Source organism: Streptomyces sp. LMG1-1-1.1, assembly GCF_040815545.1.
Classification (GTDB): Bacteria; Actinomycetota; Actinomycetes; order Streptomycetales; family Streptomycetaceae; genus Streptomyces.
Window position 1 is genome coordinate 79,368 of record NZ_JBFPNH010000020.1, and the last position, 26,510, is coordinate 105,877.

Below are 26,510 nucleotides of genomic sequence, written 5' to 3' on the forward strand. Positions count from 1 at the left end.
GGGCTGTTCCCGTGCAAGATCCACGAACCACCCAGGGAGCACGTCCTTTGGCAGCCATCGCCCGATGGTGCATCCGGCACCGTCTCGTCGTCGTCCTCCTGTGGCTCCTCGCGCTCGGCGGGGTCGGCACGGGCGCGGTCATCGCCGGCAGCGCGTACTCCAACGACTACGAGGTCCCCGGCACCGAGTCGGGCCGCGCCACCGCCCTCCTCGACCAGGGCTTCCACGGCCTCGGCGGCGACAGCGACACGATCGTCTGGCACACCGACCGCGGCAGCGTCCGCGCCGACGCCGTCGAGCAGCGGATGACCGCGATGCTCGACAAGACCGCCGCGCTCCCCGGCATCGCCGCCGTCACCTCCCCGTACGGGCCCACGACGGGCCAGATCAGCGAGGACGGGCGCACCGCCTACGCCACCGTCACCTTCGACGAGCAGGCCGACGACATCCCCGAGGCCCAGGCCCGCGCCCTCGTCGACACCGCGAAGTCCGCCGCGGACGAAGGGCTCCAGGTCGAACTGGGCGGCAGCGCCGTCGCCCTCACCGAGGCGCCCGGCGGGCACATCGCCGAGGTCGTCGGCGTCGCCGTCGCGGCCGTCGTCCTCTTCCTCGCCTTCGGCTCCCTCGCCGCCTCCGCGCTCCCCATCGCCACCGCGCTCGTCAGCGTCGGCATCGCGTACTCCGGGATCGTGCTCCTCGGCCATCTGATGACCGTCGCCGACTTCGCCCCCATGCTCGGCATGCTGGTCGGCCTCGGCGTCGGAATCGACTACGCGCTCTTCATCGTCACCCGGCACCGCAAGGGCCTCAAACGCGGCCGCTCGGTCGCCGACGCGGCCGAGACCGCCGTCGCCACCACCGGCCGCGCCGTCGTCTTCGCCGGCGCCACCGTCTGCATCGCGCTGCTCGGCATGCTGATCCTGCGGCTCGGCTTCCTCAACGGCGTCGCCATCGCCGCCTCCCTCACCGTCGTCCTCACGGTCGCCGCCTCCGTCACCCTGCTGCCCGCGCTGCTCTCGTTCATCGGCCCGCGGGCGCTGTCGCGGCGCGAACGGCGGACGCTCGCCGAGCACGGCCCGCAGCCCGAGCTCCCCACCGGCTTCGCGGCCCGCTGGTCCGCCTTCGTCGAGCGCCACCCCAAGCTCCTGGGGGCCGTCGCCGTCGTCGTCATGGGCGTCCTGGCACTGCCGACCCTCTCGCTCCACCTGGGCACCTCCGACCAGGGCAACAACCCGGCCACAGCGACCACGCGGCAGGCGTACGACCTGCTCGCCGAGGGCTTCGGACCGGGCGTCAACGGGCCCCTCACCCTCGTCGCCGGGATCGACGGCGCCGACGACCGGGTCGCCCTCGACGCGCTCCCCGCCGCGCTCTCCGCCACCCGCGGGGTCGCCTCCGTCTCCCCGGTCACCTACAACAGCGCCGGCGACACGGCCGTCCTCACCGTCGTCCCCGACTCCTCGCCGCAGTCCAAGGCCACCAGCGAGCTCGTCGACCTGCTCCGCCAGGACGTCCTCCCGGAGGCGGAGGCCGGCACCTCCCTCCAGGTGCACGTCGGCGGCGTCACCGCCTCGTACGACGACTTCGCCGAGATCATCGTCGGCAAGCTCCCGCTCTTCGTCGGCGTCGTCATCGCCCTGGGCTGTCTGCTGCTCCTGCTCGCCTTCCGCTCGATCGGCATCCCGCTCAAGGCCGCCGCCATGAACGTCGCCGCCGTCGCGGCCGCCTTCGGCATCGTCGTGGCGATCTTCCAGTGGGGCTGGGGGAGCGAGCTCCTCGGCCTCGGCAGCGCCGGACCCATCGAGCCCTTCCTCCCCGTGATCATGGTCTCGGTGCTCTTCGGCCTCTCCATGGACTACCAGGTCTTCCTGGTCAGCCGGATGTACGAGGAGTGGCTGGAGACCGGAGACAACCGGCGGGCGGTCCGGGTCGGGCTCGCCGAGACCAGCCGGGTGATCAACTCCGCCGCCGTCATCATGATCTCGGTCTTCCTCGCCTTCGTGCTCTCCGGCGACCGGGTCATCGCGATGTTCGGCATCGCGCTCGCGGCGGCCGTCGCCCTCGACGCCTTCGTCCTGCGCACGCTCCTCGTCCCCGCGCTCATGCACCTGCTCGGCGGGGCGAACTGGTGGCTGCCCAAGCGCCTCGACCGCGTCCTGCCCCGGATCAGCATCGAGCCGCCCGAGTGCCGGGTGGCCGCCGACGCCCGTGCGAAGATCCCAGGGCAGCGTGTGACGGCTCCGGCCGCGGAGGAGAGGAACGACGATGTTCGCGATATCGCTGGGTGACGACGGCGCCGAGCTGCGGCCCCTGGAGCCCTGGCAGGCGGAGGAGCTCCTCGCCCACATGGACCGGGGCAGGGAGTTCATCGGGCGGCACATCGCCCTCCCCGACTTCGTCGCGGACCTCGACTCCGCCCGCGCCTACCTCACCTCGTACGCCGAGAAGGCCGCGAAGGACACCGGACGCCTCTACGGCATCTGGGCCGGGGGCACCCTCGTCGGCGGCGTCCTCTTCCGGATCTTCGACGTCGCCAACGGGACCGCCGAGGCGGGCTGCTGGCTGGAGCCGTCCGCCGCCGGGAAGGGCCTGATCACCCGGGCCTGCAAGGTCATCATCGACTGGGCGATCGAGGAGCGCGGGATCCACCGCGTCGAATGGCTCGCCTCCTCGGAGAACGGGCCGAGCATCGCCGTCGCCCGCCGCCTCGGCATGACGAAGGACGGCGTGCTGCGGGAGAACTACCTCTACCGCGGCACCCGCTCGGACACCGAGGTCTGGGCCGTCCTCGCCCCCGAATGGCGTGCGGCGAAGGCGGCGGCCGCTTCTTAAGGCCGCTCTCATGTGGGCCCCCTAGCGTGCGCCGCATGGACATCAAGACGACCGAGAAGACCGAAGAGAAGACGCCGCCGGCGGAGGCCGAGGAGGCGAGCGCCGCAACCCCCGGGGCCGGAGCCAAGGAGGCCCCCGCGGCCGACTCCGCCGAGGAAGCGCGCGACGCTTCGGACGGCGGCCGGAAGGCCGCCCCGAGCGCCGACTCGGACGACGACGGGCTCGACGACGAGGCCGCGGAGGCGGAGCCGGCCGCGGAGGCCACCGGGATCGGCGCCGGTGCCGGCGCCGTCGTCTCCGCCGCCCTCGGCGCCGTCGCGCTCACCGGCACCTGGACCGGCAAGGTCGTCTCCGAGCGCGAGACGCTCATCGGGCAGATCACCACCTCCCAGAGCGGCTCCCCGGCCCAGCAGATCTCCGAGATCTACGGCGACGCCTGGCACAGCACCGCACTGGTGAACGGCGTCTTCGCCCTGCTCGCCCTGATCGTCGCCCTCGTCGTGCTCACCCTTCCCCGGCGCCCCGGCTGGGTCCGCGCCGTCGCCGTCGCCGGCGCCGCCCTGGGCGGCCTGGGGCTGCTCCTGTCGATCGGTACCTACTTCGACCTGTTCCTGAGCCTCCCGACCGCGGGCTCCTGAGCCGGTCCAGGAGGGGCCTTGATCCGGTGCGGCAGGGGCCTTGAGCCGGTCCTGGAGGGTCCTGAGGAGGCCCGGGAGGGTCCTGAGGAGGGTCCCCACTCCGCCTAAGGCCCCCCTGGGCCCCGCCTAAGGACCCCCGTACGCCGAACATGCGGCACTCGCCCGATGTGGCCGCACCCCCTGGGAAACGAAAGTAGAGGCATCGCAAGGAGCGATACCGAAACCGAGAAGACCAGGGAGCACCCCGTGTTCGAGTACGAACTCCAGCGCATGAACCACGCCGAGCTCATCCGCCAGGCCGCCGCCGAGCGCCTGTCGCACGAGGCCGCCGAGGCCGCCGGCGCCACCCGGGGCCTGCGCCTCTTCGGCCGCCGGCACGGGAACCACGGCACGGAGGGGCAGGTGGACGGCGGCGAACGCGGCCGCTTCGTCCGGGCCGCGTGACCCCCGTATGAGCGACAACGCGGATGGTTGTGCGATGCTCGGCGCCGTGGAGACCAGGTCAGTCAGCCCCGTCTTCGTCGGCCGGGCCGGCGAACTCACCGCCCTCACCGAGGCGCTCTCCCGCGCGACCGCGGGAGAGCCCCAGGCCCTGCTCATCGGCGGCGAGGCGGGCGTCGGGAAGACCCGGCTCATCGAGGAGTTCCTCGACACGGCCTGCGACCGGGGCGCCGTCGTCGCCGTCGGCGGCTGCGTCGAACTCGGCGCCGACGGACTGCCCTTCGCGCCCTTCGCCGCCGCCCTGCGCTCGCTCCGCCGCCAGCTCCCCGACGAACTGACCGCCGCCGCCGACGGCCACGAGGGCGAACTCGCCCGCCTGCTGCCCGAACTGGGCGACCCCGGCAGCCACGAGCCCTCCGAGGAGGACTCCACCGCCCGCCTCTTCGAACTGACCGTACGGCTCCTGGAACGGCTCGCCGCCGACCGTACGATCGTGCTCGTCCTGGAGGACCTGCACTGGGCCGACACCTCCACCCGGCACCTGTTCACCTACCTCCTCCGCACCCTCCGCCGCGGCCGGATCGTGGTCGTCGCCAGCTACCGCGCCGACGACATCCACCGTCGCCACCCGCTGCGCCCCCTCCTCGCCGAACTCGACCGGCTCCGCACCATCCGCCGCATCGAACTCGCCCGCTTCACCCGCACCGAGGTGCGCCGCCAGCTCACCGGCATCCTCGCCGCCGAACCCGACCCCGGCCTCGTCGAAGAGGTCTTCGAACGCTCCGACGGCAACGCCTTCTTCGTCGAGGAGCTCGTCGTCTCCCACGAGAACGGCTGCGCCGTCGGCCAGCTCAGCGACTCCCTGCGCGACCTCCTGCTGGTCCGGGTCGAGACGCTCCCCGAAGACGCCCAGCGGGTCGCCAGGATCGTCGCCGAAGGCGGCTCCACCGTCGAGTACGACCTGCTCGCCGCCGTCGCCCGGCTCACCGAGGACGAACTCATCGAAGCGCTGCGGGCCTGCGTCGGCGCCAACATCCTGCTCGCCGTCCCCGACGGCGACGGCTACCGCTTCCGCCACTCCCTGGTCCGCGAGGCCGTCAGCGACGACCTGCTCCCCGGCGAGCGCTCCCGCATCAACCGGCACTACGCCGAGGTCCTGGAAGCCGGCCCCACGCTCGTCCGCTCCCACGAGCGCGCCACCCGGCTCGCCACGTACTGGTACCACGCGCACGTCCCGGAGAAGGCCCTCCCCGCCGTCCTCCGGGCCTCCGTCGAGACCCGCAAGCGCCACGCCTACGCCGAGCAGCTCAGCCTCCTCGAACGGGCCATGGAGCTCTGGGACAAGGTCCCCGCCGAGACGCGCGACTCCCTGCGCCCCATCGACTACGCCGACGCCTACCCCGCCTGCGGCTGCGACCCCGAGACCACCTCGCTGCGCTACCTCGACCTCCTCGCCGAGGCCGCCGTCGCCGCCCGGCTCAGCGGAGAGCGGGAGCGGGCCGCGAAGATCTGCAAGACCGCGCTCCGGATCCTCGACGGCGACGAGAGCGACCCGCTGCGCGCCGCCTGGTTCTGGACGGAGATGGCCCGGCTCCAGTCCAACCTCGGCCGGGGCGACGGCTGGCCGGAGATCGCCCGCGCCCAGGAACTCGTCAAGGGCCTCCCGCCGTCCGCCGTCCACGCCACCGTCCTGGTCGGCGCGGCCGGCTGGGGCATGCTCCGCAACCCGGGCCCCGACGCCCTCGCCGCCGCCGAACGCGCCGTCGAGTACGCGCGGTTCGTCAAGGCCGAGGCGATCGAACTGAACGCCCGGATCACCCTCGGCACCATCATGGTGTCGGCCGGCGACACCGAGGGCGGACTCGCCGCGATGGGCGAGGCGCTCGAACGGACCACCGCCCTCGGCCAGTTCCACGAGGCCGCCCGCGCCCATGTGAACCTCTCCTCCTCCATGGAGTCGCTCGGCCGCTCCCGCGAGGCCGTGGAGACGGCCACCACCGGCATCGAAATGGCCCGCTCCCGCGGCCTCGTCGACAGCGCGGGCTGGATCCGGGCCAACCTCGCCGAGTCGCTCCTCTCGCTCGGCGAGTGGGACCGCAGCAAGGAGGAGGCCGAGGTGCTGCTCCGCTCCGCCGCCGGCAGCACCAAGCCGGGCGGCACGGCCCTGCTCCAGCTCGCCCACCTCGCCACCTTCCGCGGCGAGCCGGCCAAGGCCGCCGAGCACCTCGCCGAGGCCCGCACGCGCTACGGCGCCCGCGACCCCATCCCGCAGTACACGCTGCCCGTGGCGCAGGCCGAGATCGCCGCCGCCGCGGCGGAGGGACGCCTCGCGGACGTACGGGACCTTCTCGCCACCACCGCCGCCGCCGGGTTCCCGCCCGGCACCCACCGCTACGGCTGGCCGCTCGTCCTCACCGCGGTCACCGCCGAGGCCGACAGCCGCGGACTGCCCGCCGCCGACGAGGGCCGCGCCGAGGCCCTGGCCCTCGTCCGCCGCTGCGTCCGCGTCCTCGCCGCCCCCGCCCCGATCTGGCAGGCCTACTCCCTGCAGGTGTCCGAGGAGCTCGCCCGCGCCGAGAACCGCGAGACCGCCGACCGCTGGGCCGAGGTCGTCGCCGCCTACGAGCCGCTCGAACGTCCGCACGAGCTGGCCCGCGCCCGCCACCGCCTCGCCGACGCCCTGCTCGTCGAGGGCGGCCGCCGCGAGGAGGCCGCGGCCCTGCTCCGCGAGGCGCACGCCACCGCCGTCCGGCTCGGCGCCCGCCCGCTCCGCGAGGACACGGAACTCCTCGCCGCCCGCGCCCGCCTCTCCCTCGCCGCGGAGAAGCGGGCCCCGGCAGCCCCGGCGGAGACCGGGGACGACAGCTTCGGCCTGACGCCCCGCGAACAGGACGTCCTGCGGCTGGTCGCCGTCGGCCGCACCAACCGGCAGATAGCCGAGGAGCTGTTCATCTCACCGAAGACGGCCAGCGTCCACGTCTCCAACATCCTCGCCAAGCTCGGCGTCGCCGGCCGCGGCGAGGCCGCCGCCCTCGCCCACCGCCTCCACCTCCTCGACACGTCCCTCTGACCCCGGGCGGGGAACCGGTACCGCGGACCCCGGGCGGGGAGCCGGTACCGCCCCGGCTCCGGGGAGCCGTATCGTCACGCGGCCCGAGGTCAGGTCTATCGGGCCGCGCGCCGGGTCGGCGTCCCCCGGGTCCTCCCGAGTCAGGGCCTCCCTGCGGCGCTCCTCCTCGATGTGCCTGCGCGCGGGCGCGAAGAACTCGTCCAGTCCACCGAACACGGTCACCGCCTCCTCACCTCACCTCCAGCCGGAGGATCCTGTCGTCCCCGGGCTCGGGCGTCCCCCGGGTGTCGGTCTCGCTCGTGACCAGCCAGAGCCGGTCGCCGCCCGCCGCGACCACGGTGCGCAGACGTCCGTACTCACCTGACAGGAACGCCTCCGGGTCCCCCGAACGTTCCGCTCCGGAGAGCGGCACGCGCCACAGCCGCTCGCCCCTGAGCCCGGCCATCCAGATCGCGCCCCGCGCGTACGCGATCCCGCTGGGGGAGGCCTCCGAGGTCGGCCACTGCGCCACCGGGTCCACGAACCCCGCCCGCCCGGCCCGCCCCTCTGCCTCCGGCCAGCCGTAGTTGCGCCCGGGCTCGATCAGGTTCAGCTCGTCCCAGGTGTTCTGCCCGAACTCCGCCGCCCAGAGCCGACCCTCCGCGTCCCAGGCGATCCCCTGCACATTGCGGTGGCCGTACGAATAGACCACCGACCCGGGGAACGGATTGCCCGGTGCCGGTCTGCCCTCCGGGGTCATGCGCAGGATCTTCCCGCCCAGCGAGGAACGGTCCTGGGCGAGCCCCGTCCGGCCCGTCTCGCCCGTCCCCGCGTACAGCATGCCGTCCGGTCCGAACGCGATCCGCCCGCCGTCGTGCACGAACCCCTTCGGGATGCCGGTCAGGACCGGCTGCGGCGGCCCGAGTGCGTCGCCGGCCCCGCCGCCGTACCGCATGCGCACGATGCGGTTGTCCGAGGCGGCCGTCAGATACGCGTACACCCAGCCGTCCCGGACCGCGACGCCCAGGAGCCCGCCCTCCCCGCCCGGCACGACGCCCGGCACCTCGCTGAGCACGGTCTTCGCGCCGGTCCGGCCGTCCACCCGGGTGATCGTCCGCTCGTCCCGCGAGGACACCAGCAGATCCCCGCCGGGCAGCTCGGCGACCCCCCAGGGCGACTTCAGCCCTTCGGTGAGGGTGCCCGCCACCGACACCCGCCCGCCGGCGGGCGCGGCCCCCGACCCCGAGGGCGACACGGACGGGGAGGCCGACACCGAGGCCGACGTCGGCGGAGACGCGCGCGGCCGCTCCTCGGTACCTCCCGAGGAGCAGCCGGCCACGAGGACCAGCACGGCGGCGCCCCACAGGGCCTTCACAACAGCAGGACGGCTCATGGTCCGGTCCCCTTCGACGAGTCGAGCGGCATCCCTTCACTCTTGATACACCGCTCGACCCGATCAGGTTCCCGGTCGCAACCGAGCTCCGCCCGATCAGGTCCCGGTCCCCGCCGCGCTCCGCCCGATCAGGTCCCGGCTCGCCGCCGCGCTCCCCCCCGATCAGGTCCCCGGTCGCCGCCGCGCCCCGCCCCGTTCAGTCCCAGGAGCCCCGTGGCGCCGGTAGCGCCGCGATCTCCACCAGGTCCTCTGGCGTCAGCCGCAGCCCGGCCGCCCGCGCGTTCTCCACCACCCACCGCTCCCGCTTCGCTCCCGGCACCGGCACGACGTGGGCGCCGCGGCCGAGCACCCATGCCAGCGCCACCTGCGCCGGGGTGACGTCCGCCCCGTGCCGCGCGGCCACCCGCCGCAGCCCCGCGACCAGCGGCTGGTTCGCGGCCATCATCTCCGCGGTGAAGCGGGGGTGCCGGGCGCGCGGATCGTCCGGTTCGAAGCCGCCGCCGGGGGTGAGGGTCCCGGTCAGGAAGCCGTTCCCCAGGGGCATCGCCGCCAGGAAGCCGACGCCCCGGGCCGCACACCACGGCAGCAGTCGCGCCAGCGCCTCGGGCGACCACACCGACAGCTCGGCCTGCACCGCCGCCACCGGGAAGACCTGCTGGATCCGCTCCAGTTGGCGGATCGTTCCCTCGAACCGGTCACGGCCCGCGCCGGTGGCGCCGCGGCGGGCCGACCGGGCGCCGACCGCGCACAGTCCGAGCGCCCGCACCTTGCCCGCCGACACCAGCTCGGCCATGGCGCCCCAGGTCTCCTCGACCGGCACCTCGGGGTCGGCGCGGTGCAGCTGGTAGAGGTCGATCACATCGGTCTGGAGCCGCCGCAGCGAGGCGTCGCACGCCCGACGCACGTATCCCGGCCTGCCGTTGGCGACGACGTGACCGTCGCCGACGAGCAGTCCGCACTTCGTCGAGACGAACGCCTCCGCCCGTCGCTCCTTCAACACCCGCCCCAACATGAGCTCGTTGGTGAACGGTCCGTACATGTCGGCGGTGTCGAGCAGGCTCACCCCGGCGTCAAGTGCCGCGTGCACGGCCCGCAGTGAGAGGTCCCCCCGCTGCTGCGAACGGCTGTACGCCCAGCTCATCGGCATGCACCCCAGGCCGACCGCACCCACGTCGAGCGCCGTCGCCCCGATAGTCCTGCGCTCCACCTGCCGGTACCCCTCCCTGTGCCGTCCCCCAAAGTAACCAATGGCCCGCGGGATTCTTCGCATAGCCTCCCGGTCATGAGATTCGAAGACACGGCCGCCGACGTGTGGCTTCCGGTTCCCGCGGACGAGATCGAGGGACTCCCCGCTCCGGGCGCGTCGGGCCTGAACTACCGCTTCTGGGACGGCGGGCCCGAGTTCCCCGCCGATCCGGCGCGCTGCGCCTTCTACGTGGTGCCGTACATGAAGGGGCAGGAGATCGCGGTGCGGCCGCTGGCCGCGATGACCTCGCTCCGGGCCGTGCAGACCCTGTCCGCGGGCATCGACCACGTCACGCCCGGCATCGGCCTGCTGCCGCCGGGCGTCGCCCTGTGCAACGCGAAGGGCGTCCACGAGGCCAGCACGGCCGAGCTCACGCTCGCGCTGATCCTGGCCTCGCTGCGCGGCATCCCCGGCTTCGTGCGCGGCCAGGACGCCGAGGAGTGGCGGGCCGGCTTCTACCCGGCGCTCGCCGACAAGTCCGTCCTGATCGTGGGGTACGGATCGATCGGCGCCGCCATCGAGGACCGGCTCGCACCCTTCGAGTGCGCGCGGGTGGCGCGCGTCGCGCGCTCCGCGCGCACCACGGAGCGTGGCCCGGTCCAGGCGCTCACCGATCTCCCCGCGCTCCTTCCTGAGGCGGACGTGGTCGTCCTCTCCACGCCGCTCACCCCCGCCACCACGCACCTCGCCGACGCCGGCTTCCTGGCGCGGATGAAGGACGGCGCGCTCCTGGTGAACGTCGCCCGGGGGCCGGTCGTCGACACGGCCGCGCTGCTCAAGGAGGTGGAGAGCGGCAGGATCACGGCGGCACTGGATGTCACCGACCCGGAACCGCTGCCGGCCGGGCACCCGTTGTGGCACGCTCCCGGTGTCCTGATCAGTCCCCATGTGGGAGGTTCCACGTCGGCCTTCATGCCGCGCGCGAAGCGGCTGATCGCCGGACAGCTGCGGCGGTTCGCGGCCGGTGAGGAGCTGGTCAACGTCCTGCTCACCACCGGCTGAGCGGTGGCGGGCAGGACGGGTGCCGAGGGGGCCGGACGGGTGAAGCGCGCCCCGACACGCGCCGCGCGCAAGCCCCCTGGTCGTCACTGAGAGTACTGCGACCCTGTCCCTGAGTGACGGTCCTGGTGTATCGTCCCGAAGCGGGGGACTGCGTCGAGTACGGGCTGACGCTGGGGAGCGAAGTGACGGGTCATCAGATTCCGAGGGGGGCGACGGGTGAAGCACGGCCGGATGACCGACGATCCGACGCGGCGACGCCGCCGTCGGCAAGCCTTCCACGCCTCGCCACCGGCCTCACGCGACCGGTACCGGACCAGGCCGCGCAACACCGCGCGCCCCGCGCCGCCGGACCGTCCGACACCGGACCGCACACGTCGGACACCGGACCACGCGCGTCCGACCCCGGACCGCGCGCATCGGACCCCGGACCGCACGCGTCGGAGCCCAGACCACGCGGGTCCGACCCCGGACCGCAAACGTCCGACATCGGACCGCACGCGTCCGACCCCGGACCGCGCGCGCGAGCCGGGCGGGGCGGCGCCGAGAGTCACGCTGCCGCGCTTCGTGACGCGGCTCCCGGTGACTGCCACGGGCACGCCCCCGGGGGCTCCGGCGAGCCGGCGGCGCGCCCGCACGAACCGGCCGGGTGCGGTGGTGCGACGCCGGAGGGACCGGTGAGCGCGCCCGGGGCGGTCATCACCCGCCGCCCCGTCGGCGCGGGCGGCGGCCCCGGGCACCAGGACCCCGGGCGCCCCGGCGTCGGCGCGGTCCTCGCCCAGATCGTCCTGGGGCTGATCTGCGCGGGTTACACGACCGGAGCCTCGCTGGGCTGGGGCTCCCCGCGGTTCGCGCTCTTCATGGGCGACTTCGGGCTCAGCGCCGCCGCGCTCACCGCGGCGGTCTCCTGCTTCCTCTACGGCCGCGCCCACCGCGGCAGCGCACGCCCCGCCTGGCTGCTCTTCGCCTTCTCCTCGTTCATGGCCGCCTCGGGCAACGCGGTCTGGGGCTGGTACGAGGTGGTGCTCCGCACGGAGGTGCCGGACTCCTCCGTCGCCGACCTCTTCTTCCTGCTCTTCGCGCCGCCCGCCATCGTCGGCCTCCTCGTCCTCGCCAAGAAGCCCGTCACCCGGGCCGGCTGGGTCTGCCTCGGGCTCGACGCCTGGCTCATCGGCGGGTCGCTGCTCACGCTGTCGTGGAGCCTGGCCCTCGCCCGTACGGCCCACTTCGAGGGCGAGTCCGTCGCCCAGGCCGCGCTGTCGCTCGCGTACCCGCTGCTCGACATCGTGCTCGTCAGCATGGTCCTGGTCCTGCACTTCCGGCGCTCGCAGGCGAACCGGTCGGCGACCAACACCGCCATCGCCGCGCTCGCCCTGACCGTGCTGTGCGACGCCCTGTTCACCTCGCCGCTGCTCCGCGAGAACTACGCCTCGGGCCAGCTGCTCGACGCCGGCTGGTTCGCCGGCTCCCTGCTCCTCGCCTACGCGCCCTGGGGCGTGCGCCGGCCGCCGGACACCGCGGTCGCCGCCCGCGGCCCGCTGCTCCACAGCCGTCCGGTCGCCGGGTCGCTCGCGGCCCTCACCCCGTACCTCGCCGCCGCGGTCTGCACCCTCGGCATCCTGTACAACGTCGTCGAGGGACGCAGGGTCGACCGGGTCGTCGTCCTCACCGGCTGCGCGGTGGTGCTCGCCCTCGTCGTGCGGCAGGGCATCATGCTCCTCGACAACATCGCCCTCACCCACGAACTGGCCCAGAAGGAGAACCACTTCAGGTCGCTCGTGCAGGGGTCGAGCGACGTCATCATGATCGCCGCGCCGACCGGGGTACTGCGCTACGTGAGCCCGGCCGCGACCGGGGTCTACGGGCGCGAGGCCGAGGAGCTGATCGGCTCCGAGCTGGCCTCCCTGATCCACCCCGAGGACCTCGGCGCCGTGGTCCACGAGGTCCGGCGCTTCCTGTCCGTCTCGCCCGCCGAAGAGCCCACGACGCGGATCGAGTGCCGCTTCCGCTCCGGCCGCGGCGACTGGCTCCACGTGGAGTCGACGGTCAACCGGCACCAGGGCGGCCTGATCTTCAACAGCCGGGACGTGACCGAGCGGGTCCGGCTCCAGGCCCAGCTGCAGCACAACGCCGAGCACGACCCGCTCACCGACCTGCCCAACCGGGCCCTCTTCACCCGGCGCGTCCGGCAGGCGCTGAGCGGCCGCCGCTCCTCCGACCCCGGCACCGCCGTGCTCTTCATCGACCTCGACGGCTTCAAGGCGGTCAACGACCGCCTCGGCCACCAGGCCGGCGACGACCTCCTGGTCCAGGCCGCCCGCCGCCTCCACGACTCCGTGCGGGCCGGGGACACCGCCGCCCGGCTCGGCGGCGACGAGTTCGCCGCCCTCATCCTCGGCGACGGCGGCCGCGAGCAGGCGGCCCGTGAGAACCAGGTCCAGGAGATCGCCGACCGCCTGCGGATCACGCTCTCCCAGCCGTACCGCGTCGACGGCGGCAACGAGGTGCGGGTCGCCGCCTCCATCGGCGTCGCCTTCGCCGAGCCCGGCATCGAGGCCGGCGACCTGCTGCGCAACGCCGACCTCGCCATGTACCGCGCCAAGGCCGGCGGCAAGGACCGCGTCGAGCTCTACAAGCCGCAGATGCAGGCCGAGGTGGTGCGCCGCACCGAGCTGGCCGCCCGGCTGCGCACCGCCCTCCACGACGGCGAGTTCGCCCTGCTCCACCAGCCGGTCGTCGACCTCTCCACCGGCCGGATCACCGCCGTCAGCGCCCAGGCGCGCTGGCGGTCGACCCAGGGCATCCTCTTCACCCCCGCGGAGTACCTCCGGGTCACCGACGACGGAGAGCGCACCGCCGAGCTCGGCCGCTGGCTCCTCGAGGAGGCCGTGGAGCAGGCCGCCGAGCGGGCGGGAATCGGCCACCGCACCCCGGTCTCCATCCGTCTCTCCGCCCGCCGTCTCCTGGACCGCTCGCTGCCGATGGGCTCGGTCGAGTCCCTGCTCACCCGGCACGGGCTGCCGTCCGGCTCGCTGATCATCGAACTGGCCGACAGCGACGCCAGGACCCCGCTCGACGAACTCGAACAGCGTCTGGTGGCCCTGCGCCGTCTCGGGGTGCGGATCGCGCTCGACGGATTCGGCAGCGGACACGTGGCGATCGACGCCCTGCGGAGGCTTCCGGTGGACATACTGAAGCTGGACCGGAGCCTCGTCGAGGGCGTGGTCGAGTCGGCCCGGCTCCGCAAGATCACGCGTGGTGTGCTGCGGATCGCCGCCGAGCTCGGCATGCAGACGGTCGCCGACGGGGTCGACGTGCCGGAGCAGGTCATCGCCCTGCGGGCGATGGGGTGCGGCCACGCCCAGGGCATGGCCTTCTCGGGCCCGCTCGACGAGTACCGGCTGCGCAGGGCGCTGGTCCGCGACGAGTACCCACTGCCCGGCGGGGTCCCCGTACCGGCCGGAAACCGTCGCCCGATCCGCTCAAATACTGAGACGCCCGTCCCACCCACTTGACAGTGGTGAGGGCCGAGAGGGAGGGTCAGTGCCATGCGCACCCGAATTCTCGTACTTGGAAAGCGCGTCGGCTGAAGCAGGGCCATCGACAGGCCCGGCTTAGAACGCACCCGACGCGCTCCCCTCGCTTGCCTCACGGCACGAGGGGTTTTTTGTTGCATCGACCCCTTCCGAAGTCGCTGCAAACCCCCGTAAAACACCTCGCAAAAACCCTCTGCTTCGAGAAGAGATGCTGATGACCGACCAGGCCACCGGGCACCATCCGCAGCCGCGGCCGCGTGGCGGCGCGCAGTCCGCCACCGCCGTCGAGCACGTCACGGGTGCGCAGTCCCTCATCCGTTCTCTCGAGGAAGTGGGCGCCGACACCGTCTTCGGCATTCCGGGCGGCGCGATCCTCCCCGCCTACGACCCGATGATGGACTCGAAGCGGGTGCGCCACATCCTGGTCCGGCACGAGCAGGGTGCGGGCCACGCGGCCACCGGCTACGCCCAGGCGACCGGCAAGGTCGGGGTCTGCATGGCGACCTCGGGTCCCGGCGCGACCAACCTGGTCACCCCGATCGCCGACGCGCACATGGACTCGGTCCCGCTCGTCGCGATCACCGGCCAGGTCGCCTCGAAGGCGATCGGCACGGACGCCTTCCAGGAGGCGGACATCTGCGGCATCACGATGCCGATCACCAAGCACAACTTCCTGGTCACCAAGGCCGAGGACATCCCGCGGACGATCGCCGAGGCCTTCCACATCGCGTCCACCGGCCGCCCTGGCCCGGTCCTGGTCGACATCGCCAAGGACGCGCTCCAGGCGAAGACCACCTTCAGCTGGCCGCCGCAGACCGACCTGCCCGGCTACCGCCCGGTGACCAAGCCGCACGCCAAGCAGATCCGCGAGGCCGCCAAGCTGATCTCCGCCGCCAAGCGGCCCGTCCTGTACGTCGGAGGCGGCGTCATCAAGGCCGGTGCCACCGCCGAGCTGAAGATCCTCGCGGAGCTCACCGGCGCGCCGGTCACCACCACCCTGATGGCCCTGGGCGCCTTCCCCGACAGCCACCCGCTGCACGTGGGCATGCCGGGCATGCACGGTGCGGTCACCGCCGTCACCGCGCTGCAGAAGGCCGACCTGATCGTCGCCCTCGGTGCCCGCTTCGACGACCGCGTCACCGGCAAGCTCGACAGCTTCGCCCCGTTCGCCAAGATCGTCCACGCGGACATCGACCCGGCCGAGATCGGCAAGAACCGCGCCGCCGACGTCCCGATCGTCGGTGACGCCCGCGAGGTCATCGCCGACCTGGTCCAGGCCGTCCAGGCCGAGCACAGCGAGGGCAACAAGGGCGACTACGCCGCCTGGTGGAGCGACCTGAACCGCTGGCGCGAGACGTACCCGCTCGGCTACGACCTGCCGGAGGACGGCAGCCTCTCGCCGCAGCAGGTCATCCAGCGCATCGGCCAGCTCGCCCCCGAGGGCACGATCTTCGCCGCGGGCGTCGGCCAGCACCAGATGTGGGCCGCCCACTTCATCGACTACGAGAAGCCGGCCACCTGGCTGAACTCCGGCGGCGCCGGGACGATGGGGTACGCGGTCCCCGCCGCGATGGGCGCCAAGGCCGGCATGCCGGACCGCACGGTCTGGGCGGTCGACGGCGACGGCTGCTTCCAGATGACCAATCAGGAGCTCACCACCTGCGCCCTGAACAACATCCCGATCAAGGTCGCCATCATCAACAACGGCGCCCTCGGGATGGTCCGCCAGTGGCAGACCCTGTTCTACAACCAGCGCTACTCCAACACCGTCCTGCATTCCGGCCCGGACGACGTCCAGGCGAACAAGGGCACCCGCGTCCCCGACTTCGTCAAGCTCTCCGAGGCCATGGGCTGTGTCGCCCTGCGCTGTGAGGACCCGGCCGACCTGGACAAGGTCATCGCCGAGGCCAACGCCATCAACGACCGCCCGGTCGTGATCGACTTCATCGTCCACGAGGACGCCCAGGTCTGGCCGATGGTCGCCGCCGGCACCTCGAACGACGAGGTCATGGCCGCGCGGGGCGTCCGCCCCGACTTCGGCGACGGCGAAGACGACTGAGCGAGCAGAGCGAAAAGGAAGAGACCCAGACATGTCCACCAAGCACACGCTCTCCGTTCTCGTCGAGAACACCCCCGGCATCCTCGCCCGGATCGCCGCGCTGTTCTCCCGCCGCGGCTTCAACATCGACTCCCTCGCCGTCGGCATCACCGAGCACCCCGACATCTCCCGCATCACCATCGTGGTCAATGTCGAGGACCTGCCCCTCGAGCAGGTGACCAAGCAGCTCAACAAGCTGGTCAACGTCCTGAAGATCGTCGAACTCGAGCCCAGCGCTGCGATCCAGCGCGAGCTCGTCCTGGTGAAGGTCCGCGCCGACAACGAGACCCGCTCCCAGATCGTCGAGATCGTGCAGCTGTTCCGCGCCAAGACCGTGGACGTCTCGCCCGAGGCGGTCACCATCGAGGCCACCGGTTCGAGTGACAAGCTCGACGCCATGCTCAAGATGCTGGAGCAGTTCGGCGTCAAGGAGCTCGTCCAGTCGGGCACGATCGCCATAGGGCGTGGTTCCCGGTCCATCACGGACCGGTCCCTGCGGGCCCTCGACCGCAGCGCCTGAGAGTCATCGGAGGCCGACCGCCGGTCCACCCGGCGGTCCGACTGACGAGACCCGAAAACCTTCCTCCCGCTCCCCGCCGTACGGTGGGACGCAACACCAGCACCTCAAGGAGATTCCCAGTGGCCGAGCTGTTCTACGACGCCGACGCAGACCTGTCCATCATCCAGGGCCGCAAGGTCGCGGTGATCGGCTACGGCAGCCAGGGGCACGCCCACGCGCTGTCGCTCCGTGACTCCGGTGTCGACGTCCGCGTCGGTCTCCAGGAGGGTTCGAAGTCCAAGGCCAAGGCCGAGGAGCAGGGTCTGCGCGTCGTGTCCGTCGCCGAGGCCGCGGCCGAGGCCGACCTCATCATGATCCTGACCCCGGACCCGATCCAGGCCAAGGTCTACGAGGAGTCCATCAAGGACAACCTGAAGGCGGGCGACGCGCTCTTCTTCGGTCACGGCCTCAACGTCCGCTACGGCTTCATCGAGGTGCCCGAGGGCGTCGACGTCGCCCTGGTGGCCCCGAAGGGCCCGGGTCACCTGGTCCGCCGTCAGTACGAGGAGGGCCGCGGCGTTCCGTGCATCGCCGCCGTCGAGCAGGACGCGACCGGCAACGCCTTCGCGCTGGCCCTCTCGTACGCCAAGGGCATCGGCGGCACCCGTGCGGGCGTCATCAAGACGACCTTCAAGGAAGAGACCGAGACCGACCTGTTCGGTGAGCAGGCCGTCCTCTGCGGTGGCACCGCGGCGCTGGTCAAGGCGGGCTTCGAGACCCTGACCGAGGCCGGCTACCAGCCGGAGATCGCGTACTTCGAGTGCCTCCACGAGCTGAAGCTCATCGTCGACCTCATGTACGAGGGCGGCCTGGAGAAGATGCGCTGGTCGGTCTCCGAGACCGCCGAGTGGGGCGACTACGTCACCGGCCCGCGGATCATCACCGACGCCACCAAGGCGGAGATGAAGAAGGTCCTCGCGGAGATCCAGGACGGCACCTTCGCCAAGGAGTGGATGGCCGAGTACCACGGCGGTCTGAAGAAGTACAACGAGTACAAGACCCAGGACGAGAACCACCTCCTGGAGACCACCGGCAAGGAGCTGCGGAAGCTCATGAGCTGGGTGAACGACGAGGAGGCGTAAGCCTTCGGGGGAGGGGCCGGACACAGTGTCCGGCCCCTCGCCACATCGTTGGACACCCCGTCCAACCACGGACGGGTGATCCTTCCAACGAGGCGCATGAAGTGCGCCGACACGGCACTACACTGCTCAACAACATACGCGTCAGGCCCACAGCGTCGTGCGCTTTCACGCGGCAAGCCCCCTCCACCGCCTGCGGCCGTCGGGACGGCCGTCCGCACTGGACCTGTGAGGACTCACGTGAGCTCGAAACCTGTCGTACTCATCGCTGAAGAGCTGTCGCCCGCCACCGTCGACGCGCTGGGCCCGGACTTCGAGATCCGGCACTGCAACGGCGCCGACCGCGCCGAGCTGATCCCCGCCATCGCCGATGTGGACGCGATCCTGGTCCGCTCCGCGACCAAGGTCGACGCGGAGGCCCTCGCCGCCGCGAACAAGCTCCGGGTCGTCGCCCGTGCCGGTGTCGGTCTGGACAACGTCGACGTCTCCGCCGCCACCAAGGCCGGCGTCATGGTCGTCAACGCCCCGACCTCGAACATCGTCACCGCCGCCGAGCTCGCGTGCGGTCTGCTGGTCGCCACCGCGCGTAACATCCCGCAGGCCAACACCGCGCTGAAGAACGGCGAGTGGAAGCGCAACAAGTACACGGGCGTCGAGCTGAGCGAGAAGACCCTCGGTGTCGTCGGCCTCGGCCGCATCGGCGTCCTGGTCGCCCAGCGCATGTCGGCCTTCGGCATGAAGATCGTCGCGTACGACCCCTACGTGCAGCCCGCCCGCGCCGCCCAGATGGGGGTGAAGCTGCTGGCCCTGGACGAGCTCCTGGAGGTCGCGGACTTCATCACCGTCCACCTGCCGAAGACCCCGGAGACCATCGGTCTCATCGGCGACGAGGCGCTGCACAAGGTCAAGCCCTCGGTCCGGATCGTGAACGCCGCGCGCGGCGGGATCGTGGACGAGGCGGCGCTCTACACCGCCCTCAAGGAGGGCCGGGTCGCCGGCGCGGGCCTCGACGTGTACGCGAAGGAGCCCTGCACGGACTCCCCGCTCTTCGAGCTCGACCAGGTCGTCTGCACCCCGCACCTCGGCGCGTCCACGGACGAGGCCCAGGAGAAGGCCGGTATCGCGGTCGCCCGTTCGGTGCGCCTCGCGCTCGCCGGCGAGCTGGTCCCGGACGCGGTCAACGTCCAGGGCGGTGTCATCGCCGAGGACGTGAAGCCGGGGCTGCCGCTCGCCGAGAAGCTCGGCCGGATCTTCACCGCGCTGGCGGGCGAGGTCGCGGCCCGTCTCGACGTCGAGGTGTACGGCGAGATCACCCAGCACGACGTGAAGGTGCTCGAACTCTCCGCGCTCAAGGGCGTGTTCGAGGACGTGGTCGACGAGACCGTGTCCTACGTCAACGCCCCGCTGTTCGCGCAGGAGCGCGGTGTCGAGGTGCGCCTGACGACGAGCTCCGAGTCGCCCGACCACCGCAACGTGGTCACCGTGCGCGGCACGCTGGCGAACGGCGAGGAGGTCGCGGTCTCCGGCACGCTGGCCGGCCCGAAGCACCTCCAGAAGATCGTCGCGGTCGGCGACTACGACGTGGACCTGGCGCTCGCCGACCACATGGTCGTGCTGCGCTACGAGGACCGTCCGGGCGTCGTCGGCACGGTCGGCCGGATCCTCGGCGAGGCCGGTCTGAACATCGCGGGCATGCAGGTCTCCCGCGCGGAGGAGGGCGGCGAGGCGCTCGTCGTGCTCACCGTGGACGACACGCTGCCGGCGCCGGTGCTGGCGGAGATCGCCCAGGAGATCGGCGCCACCTCGGCCCGCTCGGTCAACCTGATCTGACGCGGCTCGTCCGCGGACCGTACCCGGTCGATAGACGCTCGTCTTACACGATTGTCTAGCGGCCGGGTACAGTGCTGTCATGGGACACAAGGAAGACCTGCTCGACGGTGCCAAGCGCTGCCTCCTGGAGAAGGGGTACGGACGCACCACGGCGCGCGACATCGTCGCCGCGTCCGGCACCAACCTGGCCTCCATCGGCTACCACTACGGCTCCAAGGACGCCCTGCTCCAGCAGGCCTTCCTCGCCCTCACCGAGGAGTGGGGCGAGCAGGTCGGTCCCGCCGGCTCCGGCGAGGAGAAGCGGGAGCTGCCGGCCGACCCGTACCGGCGCTTCCACGCCGTCTGGGAGCAGGTCATCGGCGCGGCCGAGGCGAGCCGGCCGGTCTGGAAGCTCCAGACCGAGATCGTCACCCGGCTCGACGACGACGAGAAGCTGCGCGACGCCATCAAGGAGCCGCAGCGCGAGGGCCGGCTGGGCATGGCCGAGGGCTTCCTGGGCATCGACCCGGACGCCGACCCCGAGAAGGCCCGGGTCGCGGGACTGCTCTGTCAGGCCCTCGCCACCGGCGTCATGATCCAGTGGATGGTCGACCCGGAGACGGCGCCGACCGCGGACGACCTCACCGCGGGCCTCAAGGTGCTGATGGGGGAGGGCAGCTGAGGACCACCTTCGCGCGGGCGTGCTCCTCCTCGACGTACCGCAGTGCCCGTGCCGCCTGGTCCAGCGGATAGGTCCGCTCGACCACCGGGGCGATGCCGCCGCTCTCGGCGAGTTCGCGCAGCGCCGCCAGGTTCTCCCTGCGCGGCTCCGCCGTGAGGACGTGCAGCCGGCCGCCGGAGAACAAGGAGAGCAGCCGGCCCTTGAGGATCAGCCCCATCGGCCCGAAGGTGCTGCCCCCCTCGAAGACGCCGCCGCCGGACAGGACGAGCACGCCCGTGGGGGAGAGGACCCGACGGAGCTCGGACAGCGACCGGTTGCCCACCAGGTCGAACACCACGTCGTAGCGGTCCTGCCCGGCGGTGAAGTCCTCGCGGGTGTAGTCGACGACCCGGTCCGCTCCGAGTCCGAGGACCAGCGCCGCGTTCCGGGTGCTGCACACCCCCGTCACCTCGGCGCCGAAGGCCTTCGCGAGCTGGACGGCGAAGGTCCCGACGCCTCCCGAAGCCCCGTTGGTCAGCACCTTCGCGCCCGGGCGCACCTTCCCCAGGTCCCGCAGTCCCATCAGGGCGGTGTTGCCCGCCAGGGGCAGCGCCGCCGCCTGCTCGAAGGTCAGGCCGGCGGGCTTGCGCTCCGTCACCTCCTCGGAGGCGCACACGTATTCGGCGAAGGTCCCGGGGGTCTCCCCGAAGACCTCGTCGCCGGGGCGCAGCCCGGTCACCCCGGCGCCCACGGCCTCGACGCGGCCCGCGAAGTCCCTGCCCCGGATCCGCTCCTTCGGTCTTCGGAGGCCGAGGGCGAGCCGGGCCACGTAGGGGTCGCCCCGCATCAGGTGCCAGTCCGCCGCGTTCACGGCGGCGGCGTGGACGCGGACGAGCACCTCCCGCTCGCCCGGCACGGGTCGCTCGACCTCCGCGAACTCCAGCACGTCCGCCGATCCGTACCGGTCCTGCACCCACGCCTTCATGACGCCCCCTCGGCTGCTCGCCGGCCGATGCCCGCGACGCTTACGACGGTAGGGCGTCCGGCGGCGCCGGTACATCGGGGACGACCCCGACGCGGCCCTGAGGGGCCGTCAACCCGGAGGCTTAGAGCTTGGCCGACTTGAGGGACATGTGGAGCAGGAGGCGGTCCTCGCCGTCGTCGAGGTCCAGGCCGGTGAGCTGTTCGACGCGGGACAGCCGGTAGTAGAGGGTCTGGCGGTGGATGCCGAGGGCGGCCGCCGTGCGGCCCGCCTGGCCGGCGTTGTCGAGGAAGGCCTCGGCGGTGCGGGCCAGTTCGCTGTGGGCGGGGGCGAGGAGCGGGGCGACGACGGGGTCGATCTCGGGGTGGTAGAGCGCCGCGAGCAGACGGTACGGGCCGATCCCGGCCCACGCGGCGACCGGTCCGAGCGTCGGCTGCGCCGTGGCGGCCCGGGCCGCCGTGTTGGCCTCGCGCCAGGCCGCCGGGAGGTCCGCGAGGCCTCGGCGGGGGGTCGCGATGCCGGCCGGCGCGGCGCCGCGCAGCCGCTCGGCGGCGGTGCGGGCGGGGGCGAGGTCCTCGGCCGTGCGCAGCCGTACGAGGACGGCGAGGGACTCGCCCTCGGGCAGGGTGGCGACCGCCGCCGCACCGGGGACCGCGCGGATCGAGGGGGCCTCGCCGTGCCAGGGGGTCACGCAGACGAGGGTGTGCAGGCCGTCCGCGCTGGGGCCGAGGGCCGCCCTGAGGGCCGCGACGGCCATGTCGCTCTGCCAGCCGCGCCCGGCGGTCAGCACCGCGACGAACTCGCGGGAGAGGTCGGAGCCGGCGCGCTCCTCGTCGGCCAGGAGGTCGCCGATGCGGGCGGCGACGTCCATCGCGGCGGTCAGCCGCTCGGGCGGGGGACCGGGCTCCGCGTCGAGCAGCCACACGTACCCGAGGACCACACCCCGATGGCGTACGGGGAGGCAGATGCGGTCCCGGAACACCCCCGCGTCCGGGGCGGCCGGGATGCGGACCGGGCCGGTGGCCCGGGTGATGCCGAAGCCCTCGAACCAGGCGCGGACCGCCGGCGTGGACTTCCGGGTCAGGATCGATCGGGTGCGGACGGGGTCCATCGCCGTGTCGTCGTCGCTGTCGTGCGCCCCGAAGGCGATCAGCCCGAAGTCGCGGTTCTCCAGCGTGGCGGGGGCGCCGAGCAGCGCGGAGATCTCGTCGACCAGTTCTTGGTAATCGCCCTTCACGGGGCCATTCTCGCACCCCTTCAGACATGTGTATGAGATGCCGGGCACGGATGCGTGACAGCTGTCGATGGCAGAGGATCGGAGCGATCCATAGGTTTCACGGTGGTTCTCCGTGCTGTTCCCGGTTCGTTCCCTTCGTCCGGGTATGGCCCCGTTCTACTTCTGCCTTCTGGAGGTGCCCCGTGCTGGGTCCCGTGATCCTCGCCGCGTCGCGCAGCGACAAGATGCGCCGTCTCGTGTCGGCCGCCCCCGGGACCAAGCAGGTCGTCGCCCGCTTCATCGCCGGCGAGACGGTCGACGACGTCGTCCCGATCGTCTCCGAGCTGAGCGCCCGCGGCCTGGAGGTCACCCTCGACGTCGTCGGTGAGGACATCACCACCGTCGAGCAGTCGTACGCCGCCCGCGACGCCTACCTGGAGCTGGTCGGCCGCCTCAAGGAGCTGGGCCTCGGCCCCCGCGCCGAGATGTCCGTCAAGCTGTCGATGTTCGGCCAGTCGCTGGAGAACGGCCACGAGCTGGCCCTCGCGAACGTCCGCCCGGTCGTCGAGGCCGCCGCCGAGATCGGCACCACGGTCACCCTGGACGCCGAGGACCACACCACCCTCGACTCGATGTTCGCCATCCACGACGAGCTGCGGAAGTCCTTCCCGCAGACCGGCTGCGTCATCCAGGCGTACCTCTTCCGCACCGAGGACGACGCCCGCCGCCTCGCCGCGAACGGCTCCCGCGTCCGGATCGTGAAGGGCGCCTACAAGGAGCCCGCCTCCGTCGCCATCCAGGACAAGCCCGAGATCGACAAGGCGTACGTCCGGATCATGAAGATCCTGATGGACGGCGAGGGCTACCCGATGATCGGGTCGCACGACCCGCGCCTGATCTCCATCGGCCAGGAGCTGGCCCGCCGCGCCGGGCGCAAGCTGGACGAGTACGAGTTCCAGATGCTGTACGGCATCCGGAGCGAGGAGCAGAACCGTCTCGCCGCCGAGGGCCACCGCATGCGCGTCTACACCGCGTACGGCACCGACTGGTACGGATACTTCATGCGCCGCCTGGCGGAGAAGCCGGCCAACCTCCTCTTCTTCGTCCGCTCCATCCTCACCAAGGGCTGAGCCCACCTCTCACAAGGAGTCACGAGACTTATGGACGCTGTCACCCAGGTCCCCGCTCCGGTCAACGAGCCGGTGCACAGCTACGCCCCCGGCTCCCCCGAGCGCTCCCGCCTCGAGACCAAGCTCAAGGAGCTGGCCGAGAACCCGCGCGAGCTGCCGATGACCATCGGCGGCGTGAAGCGCCTCGGCGGCGGCGAGGAGTTCAAGGTCGTCCAGCCGCACAACCACAAGGCCGTCATCGGCACCTTCCGCGGTGCCACCACGCAGGACGCCCAGGACGCCGTCGACGCGGCCCTGGCCGCGGCCCCGGCCTGGCGCGCGATGGCCTTCGACGACCGCGCCGCGATCATCCTGCGCGCCGCCGAGCTGCTGGCCGGCCCGTGGCGCGAGACGCTGGCCGCGTCCACCATGCTCGGCCAGTCGAAGACCGCCCAGCAGGCCGAGATCGACACCCCGTGCGAGCTCGTGGACTTCTGGCGCTTCAACGTGGCGTACGCCCGCCAGATCCTGGCCGAGCAGCCGCCGGCGAACTCGCCGGGTGTGTGGAACCGTCTGGACCACCGCCCGCTGGAGGGCTTCGTCTACGCGATCACGCCGTTCAACTTCACGGCCATCGCCGGCAACCTGCCCACCGCCCCGGCCCTGATGGGCAACGTGGTGGTCTGGAAGCCGTCCCCGACGCAGACGCACTCCGCGGTGCTCCTCATGGAGCTGCTGGAGGAGGCCGGCCTGCCGAAGGGCGTCATCAACCTGGTGACCGGCGACGGCATCGCCGTCTCCGAGGTGGCCCTGAACCACCCCGACCTGGCCGGCATCCACTTCACCGGCTCGACCAAGACCTTCCAGCACCTGTGGAAGACGGTCGGCACCAACATCGAGAAGTACCGCTCGTACCCGCGGATCGTCGGCGAGACCGGCGGCAAGGACTTCGTCGTCGCCCACCCGAGCGCCGACCGCGCGATCCTGAAGACCGCGCTGACCCGCGGCTCCTTCGAGTTCCAGGGCCAGAAGTGCTCCGCGTCCTCGCGTGCGTACGTCCCGGCGTCCATCTGGAACGACGGCTTCAAGGAGGAGTTCGCGGCCGAGGTCGACGGCATCACCATGGGTGACGTCACCGACCTGTCGAACTTCATCGGCGCCGTCATCGACGAGCGCTCCTTCGCGAAGAACAAGGCCGCGATCGACCGTGCCGCGGCCGACCCGACCTGCACGATCGTCGCCGGCGGCACCTACGACGACTCGGTGGGCTACTTCGTCCGCCCGACCGTCATCGCCTGCACCGACCCGGAGAACGAGGTCTTCAAGGCCGAGTACTTCGGCCCGATCCTCGCGATCCACGTCTACGAGGACGACAAGTACGACGAGATGCTGACCCAGATGGAGTCGGTCTCGGACTACGCCCTCACCGGCTCGGTCATCTCCGGCGACCGTGCCGCCGCCGCGTACACGATGGAGAAGCTCCGCTTCGCCGCGGGCAACTTCTACATCAACGACAAGTCGACCGGCGCCGTCGTCGGCCAGCAGCCCTTCGGCGGCGGCCGCGCCTCGGGCACCAACGACAAGGCCGGCGCCCCCCAGAACCTGATGCGCTGGACGCTGACCCGCGCCATCAAGGAGACGCTGGTCCCGCCGACCGAGTACGGCTACCCGCACATGGGCTGACGCCCGCCCGCCGCGTGAGCGGCCCCTGATCACCGCCCCCCTCCTCTACCCCCAATCGAGGACGGGGGCGGTTCTCATGCGCCGGCCGGGCCGGGCGGGGTGTCGAACCCCCCGGCGACGCGCAGCACGCTCTTGCCGTGCGTGGCGCCCTCGCGCAGCCTGCGCACCGCGAGGCCGAGCTCGGCCGGGTCGTACTCCGCGGTGACGTCGACGGAGATCCGTCCCTCGGCCAGCAGGCCGAGCGCGCGGCGGGCGGAGTCGGCGAGGCGTTCGGGGTGCGTCCGGCTCAGCAGGGCGCCGTTGTAGGTCATCAGCGATCCGCCGTCCCCGAGCAGCGCGTCGGTGTCGGCGAGGACGGGCGCGTGGCCGCCGAGCGCGCCGTACGCGACGAGGCGTCCGTGGGGCGCGAGCGCGCGCAGCCCGGCCAGCCGGGTCGGGCCGCCGACCGGGTCGAGGACGACGTCGAACCGTTCGTCGCCGAGTCCGGCCGGGAGGTCCCCGCGCAGCAGGACCTCGTCGAAGCCGGATCCGGCCGCGTAGGCGGCCCGGCCGGCGCTCCCGGCCACGCCGACGATCCTTCCGGCACCGGCCAGCCGGGCGAACTGCGCGGCCTGGCCGCCGACGGCGCCGGCCGCGCCGTGGATCAGGACCCGGTCGCCGGCGCGCACACGGGCGACGGTGTGGACGAGGTCGTAGGCGGTCGGCGTGGACCAGCCGAAAGCCGCCGCCGTCCGCAGCGGCAGCTCGCCGACGGCGAGCGCGAGGACCGCGGGTACGACGACCACCTCGGCGTGGGCGCCGCCGGCGGTGAGCGCGGTGACGGCCTCCCCGACGCGGTTCTCGTCGACGCCCGGGCCGACCGCGACGATGTGCCCGGACGCCTCGAAGCCGGGGACGAAGGGGCGGGGCACCGGGAAGAGGCCGTCCTTGACCATCGTGTCGCCCCACTGGACGCCCGCGTAGGCCACGCGGAGCGCGACCTCGCCGGGTCCGGGTGCGGGGGTGTCGAGCTCGGTGATGCGGTATCGGTCGTCGCCGTCGAGAACGATCGCCCTCATGGAAGCAGCCTCCTGTGCTGACTCAGTATCCTGTGACAGGCCGTCGTCGGGAACGGTATGTGTGACAGGTACCTGAGTCAACACAGGATTCTGTGAATGCGGGTGCCCGGGCGCGGAAGCGA

Annotated in this window: 20 protein-coding genes; 14 read left to right on the plus strand and 6 right to left on the minus strand. The window is 72.4% G+C overall.

Annotated features, from left to right (window positions below; genetic code table 11):
- Window positions 1-47: 47 nt before the first annotated feature.
- From MRBLMG1_RS10410 to MRBLMG1_RS10430, 5 genes are all read left to right on the plus strand, one after another.
- The gene (locus tag MRBLMG1_RS10410; protein WP_367822980.1) at window positions 48-2,288 is read left to right on the plus strand and encodes an MMPL family transporter; all 2,241 of its coding nucleotides are present in this window, start codon (window positions 48-50) and stop codon (window positions 2,286-2,288) included.
- Window positions 2,266-2,832 carry a GNAT family N-acetyltransferase gene (locus tag MRBLMG1_RS10415; RefSeq protein WP_367822982.1) on the plus strand — a complete coding sequence of 189 codons (567 nt, stop codon included), beginning with the start codon at window positions 2,266-2,268 and terminating at the stop codon, window positions 2,830-2,832. Before MRBLMG1_RS10410 ends, MRBLMG1_RS10415 begins: the two co-directional genes overlap by 23 nt.
- A gap of 35 nt (window positions 2,833-2,867) precedes the next feature.
- Complete coding sequence (locus MRBLMG1_RS10420; RefSeq protein WP_367822984.1) at window positions 2,868-3,470, plus strand: hypothetical protein; 603 nt, start codon at window positions 2,868-2,870, stop codon at window positions 3,468-3,470.
- A gap of 246 nt (window positions 3,471-3,716) precedes the next feature.
- Window positions 3,717-3,914, plus strand: a complete 198-nt coding sequence (locus tag MRBLMG1_RS10425) for a hypothetical protein (RefSeq protein WP_367822986.1) — start codon at window positions 3,717-3,719, stop codon at window positions 3,912-3,914.
- 7 nt (window positions 3,915-3,921) lie between these two features.
- On the plus strand, window positions 3,922-6,981 hold the full coding sequence (locus MRBLMG1_RS10430; protein ID WP_367822987.1) for a helix-turn-helix transcriptional regulator: 3,060 nt from the start codon (window positions 3,922-3,924) through the stop codon (window positions 6,979-6,981).
- Here MRBLMG1_RS10430 and MRBLMG1_RS10435 read toward each other — a convergent pair.
- The 3 genes from MRBLMG1_RS10435 to MRBLMG1_RS10445 form a co-directional block, all read right to left on the minus strand.
- Complete coding sequence (locus MRBLMG1_RS10435; protein WP_367822988.1) at window positions 6,865-7,203, minus strand: DUF6191 domain-containing protein; 339 nt, start codon at window positions 7,201-7,203, stop codon at window positions 6,865-6,867. The genes MRBLMG1_RS10430 and MRBLMG1_RS10435 overlap by 117 nt on opposite strands.
- A gap of 7 nt (window positions 7,204-7,210) precedes the next feature.
- Window positions 7,211-8,353 (minus strand): PQQ-dependent sugar dehydrogenase, encoded by a 1,143-nt coding sequence (locus MRBLMG1_RS10440; RefSeq protein WP_367822989.1) that lies wholly within the window; start codon window positions 8,351-8,353, stop codon window positions 7,211-7,213.
- Between the two features lie 196 nt (window positions 8,354-8,549).
- Window positions 8,550-9,560 (minus strand): aldo/keto reductase, encoded by a 1,011-nt coding sequence (locus MRBLMG1_RS10445; protein WP_367822991.1) that lies wholly within the window; start codon window positions 9,558-9,560, stop codon window positions 8,550-8,552.
- 75 nt (window positions 9,561-9,635) lie between these two features.
- Between MRBLMG1_RS10445 and MRBLMG1_RS10450 the strand changes: the two genes are divergently transcribed.
- From MRBLMG1_RS10450 to MRBLMG1_RS10480, 7 genes are all read left to right on the plus strand, one after another.
- Window positions 9,636-10,601, plus strand: coding sequence for a 2-hydroxyacid dehydrogenase (locus tag MRBLMG1_RS10450; RefSeq protein WP_367822993.1), 966 nt, complete (start codon window positions 9,636-9,638; stop codon window positions 10,599-10,601).
- 674 nt (window positions 10,602-11,275) lie between these two features.
- Window positions 11,276-14,113, plus strand: coding sequence for a putative bifunctional diguanylate cyclase/phosphodiesterase (locus MRBLMG1_RS10455; RefSeq protein ID WP_414721522.1), 2,838 nt, complete (start codon window positions 11,276-11,278; stop codon window positions 14,111-14,113).
- A 229-nt stretch (window positions 14,114-14,342) separates the two neighbouring features.
- Window positions 14,343-16,193, plus strand: coding sequence for an acetolactate synthase large subunit (locus MRBLMG1_RS10460; RefSeq protein ID WP_367822995.1), 1,851 nt, complete (start codon window positions 14,343-14,345; stop codon window positions 16,191-16,193).
- A gap of 31 nt (window positions 16,194-16,224) precedes the next feature.
- Entirely contained in the window at window positions 16,225-16,752 is a 528-nt protein-coding gene (ilvN, locus tag MRBLMG1_RS10465) for an acetolactate synthase small subunit (RefSeq protein WP_030216183.1), read from the plus strand.
- Between the two features lie 119 nt (window positions 16,753-16,871).
- Complete coding sequence (gene ilvC, locus MRBLMG1_RS10470; protein ID WP_017236010.1) at window positions 16,872-17,873, plus strand: ketol-acid reductoisomerase; 1,002 nt, start codon at window positions 16,872-16,874, stop codon at window positions 17,871-17,873.
- A gap of 237 nt (window positions 17,874-18,110) precedes the next feature.
- Entirely contained in the window at window positions 18,111-19,700 is a 1,590-nt protein-coding gene (serA, locus tag MRBLMG1_RS10475; RefSeq protein WP_367822998.1) for a phosphoglycerate dehydrogenase, read from the plus strand.
- 79 nt (window positions 19,701-19,779) lie between these two features.
- On the plus strand, window positions 19,780-20,361 hold the full coding sequence (locus MRBLMG1_RS10480) for a TetR/AcrR family transcriptional regulator (RefSeq protein WP_367823000.1): 582 nt from the start codon (window positions 19,780-19,782) through the stop codon (window positions 20,359-20,361).
- Here MRBLMG1_RS10480 and MRBLMG1_RS10485 read toward each other — a convergent pair.
- The gene (locus tag MRBLMG1_RS10485) at window positions 20,333-21,325 is read right to left on the minus strand and encodes an NAD(P)-dependent alcohol dehydrogenase (RefSeq protein ID WP_367823002.1); all 993 of its coding nucleotides are present in this window, start codon (window positions 21,323-21,325) and stop codon (window positions 20,333-20,335) included. The genes MRBLMG1_RS10480 and MRBLMG1_RS10485 overlap by 29 nt on opposite strands.
- 121 nt (window positions 21,326-21,446) lie before the next feature.
- Complete coding sequence (locus tag MRBLMG1_RS10490; protein ID WP_367823003.1) at window positions 21,447-22,559, minus strand: PucR family transcriptional regulator; 1,113 nt, start codon at window positions 22,557-22,559, stop codon at window positions 21,447-21,449.
- A 182-nt stretch (window positions 22,560-22,741) separates the two neighbouring features.
- Here MRBLMG1_RS10490 and MRBLMG1_RS10495 point away from each other — a divergent pair, with 182 nt between their 5' ends.
- Window positions 22,742-23,668 (plus strand): proline dehydrogenase family protein, encoded by a 927-nt coding sequence (locus MRBLMG1_RS10495; protein ID WP_367823005.1) that lies wholly within the window; start codon window positions 22,742-22,744, stop codon window positions 23,666-23,668.
- Window positions 23,669-23,698: 30 nt separating this feature from the next.
- Window positions 23,699-25,330 carry an L-glutamate gamma-semialdehyde dehydrogenase gene (gene pruA, locus MRBLMG1_RS10500; RefSeq protein ID WP_367823007.1) on the plus strand — a complete coding sequence of 544 codons (1,632 nt, stop codon included), beginning with the start codon at window positions 23,699-23,701 and terminating at the stop codon, window positions 25,328-25,330.
- Between the two features lie 74 nt (window positions 25,331-25,404).
- On the opposite strand, the gene MRBLMG1_RS10505 is transcribed toward pruA, so the two are convergent.
- Window positions 25,405-26,388, minus strand: a complete 984-nt coding sequence (locus MRBLMG1_RS10505) for a quinone oxidoreductase family protein (protein ID WP_367823009.1) — start codon at window positions 26,386-26,388, stop codon at window positions 25,405-25,407.
- Between the last annotated feature and the right edge of the window lie 122 nt (window positions 26,389-26,510).

Bases quoted from the DNA above. Each gene is read 5' to 3' on its own strand.
- MRBLMG1_RS10415 (WP_367822982.1), top strand. From the start codon at position 2,266: ATGTTCGCGATATCGCTGGGTGACGACGGCGCCGAGCTGCGGCCCCTG.
- MRBLMG1_RS10420 (WP_367822984.1), top strand. From the start codon at position 2,868: ATGGACATCAAGACGACCGAGAAGACCGAAGAGAAGACGCCGCCGGCG.
- MRBLMG1_RS10430 (WP_367822987.1), top strand. From the start codon at position 3,922: ATGAGCGACAACGCGGATGGTTGTGCGATGCTCGGCGCCGTGGAGACC.
- MRBLMG1_RS10440 (WP_367822989.1), bottom strand. From the start codon at position 8,353: ATGAGCCGTCCTGCTGTTGTGAAGGCCCTGTGGGGCGCCGCCGTGCTG.
- MRBLMG1_RS10450 (WP_367822993.1), top strand. From the start codon at position 9,636: ATGAGATTCGAAGACACGGCCGCCGACGTGTGGCTTCCGGTTCCCGCG.
- MRBLMG1_RS10460 (WP_367822995.1), top strand. From the start codon at position 14,343: ATGCTGATGACCGACCAGGCCACCGGGCACCATCCGCAGCCGCGGCCG.
- ilvN (WP_030216183.1), top strand. From the start codon at position 16,225: ATGTCCACCAAGCACACGCTCTCCGTTCTCGTCGAGAACACCCCCGGC.
- MRBLMG1_RS10480 (WP_367823000.1), top strand. From the start codon at position 19,780: ATGGGACACAAGGAAGACCTGCTCGACGGTGCCAAGCGCTGCCTCCTG.
- MRBLMG1_RS10485 (WP_367823002.1), bottom strand. From the start codon at position 21,325: ATGAAGGCGTGGGTGCAGGACCGGTACGGATCGGCGGACGTGCTGGAG.
- pruA (WP_367823007.1), top strand. From the start codon at position 23,699: ATGGACGCTGTCACCCAGGTCCCCGCTCCGGTCAACGAGCCGGTGCAC.
- MRBLMG1_RS10505 (WP_367823009.1), bottom strand. From the start codon at position 26,388: ATGAGGGCGATCGTTCTCGACGGCGACGACCGATACCGCATCACCGAG.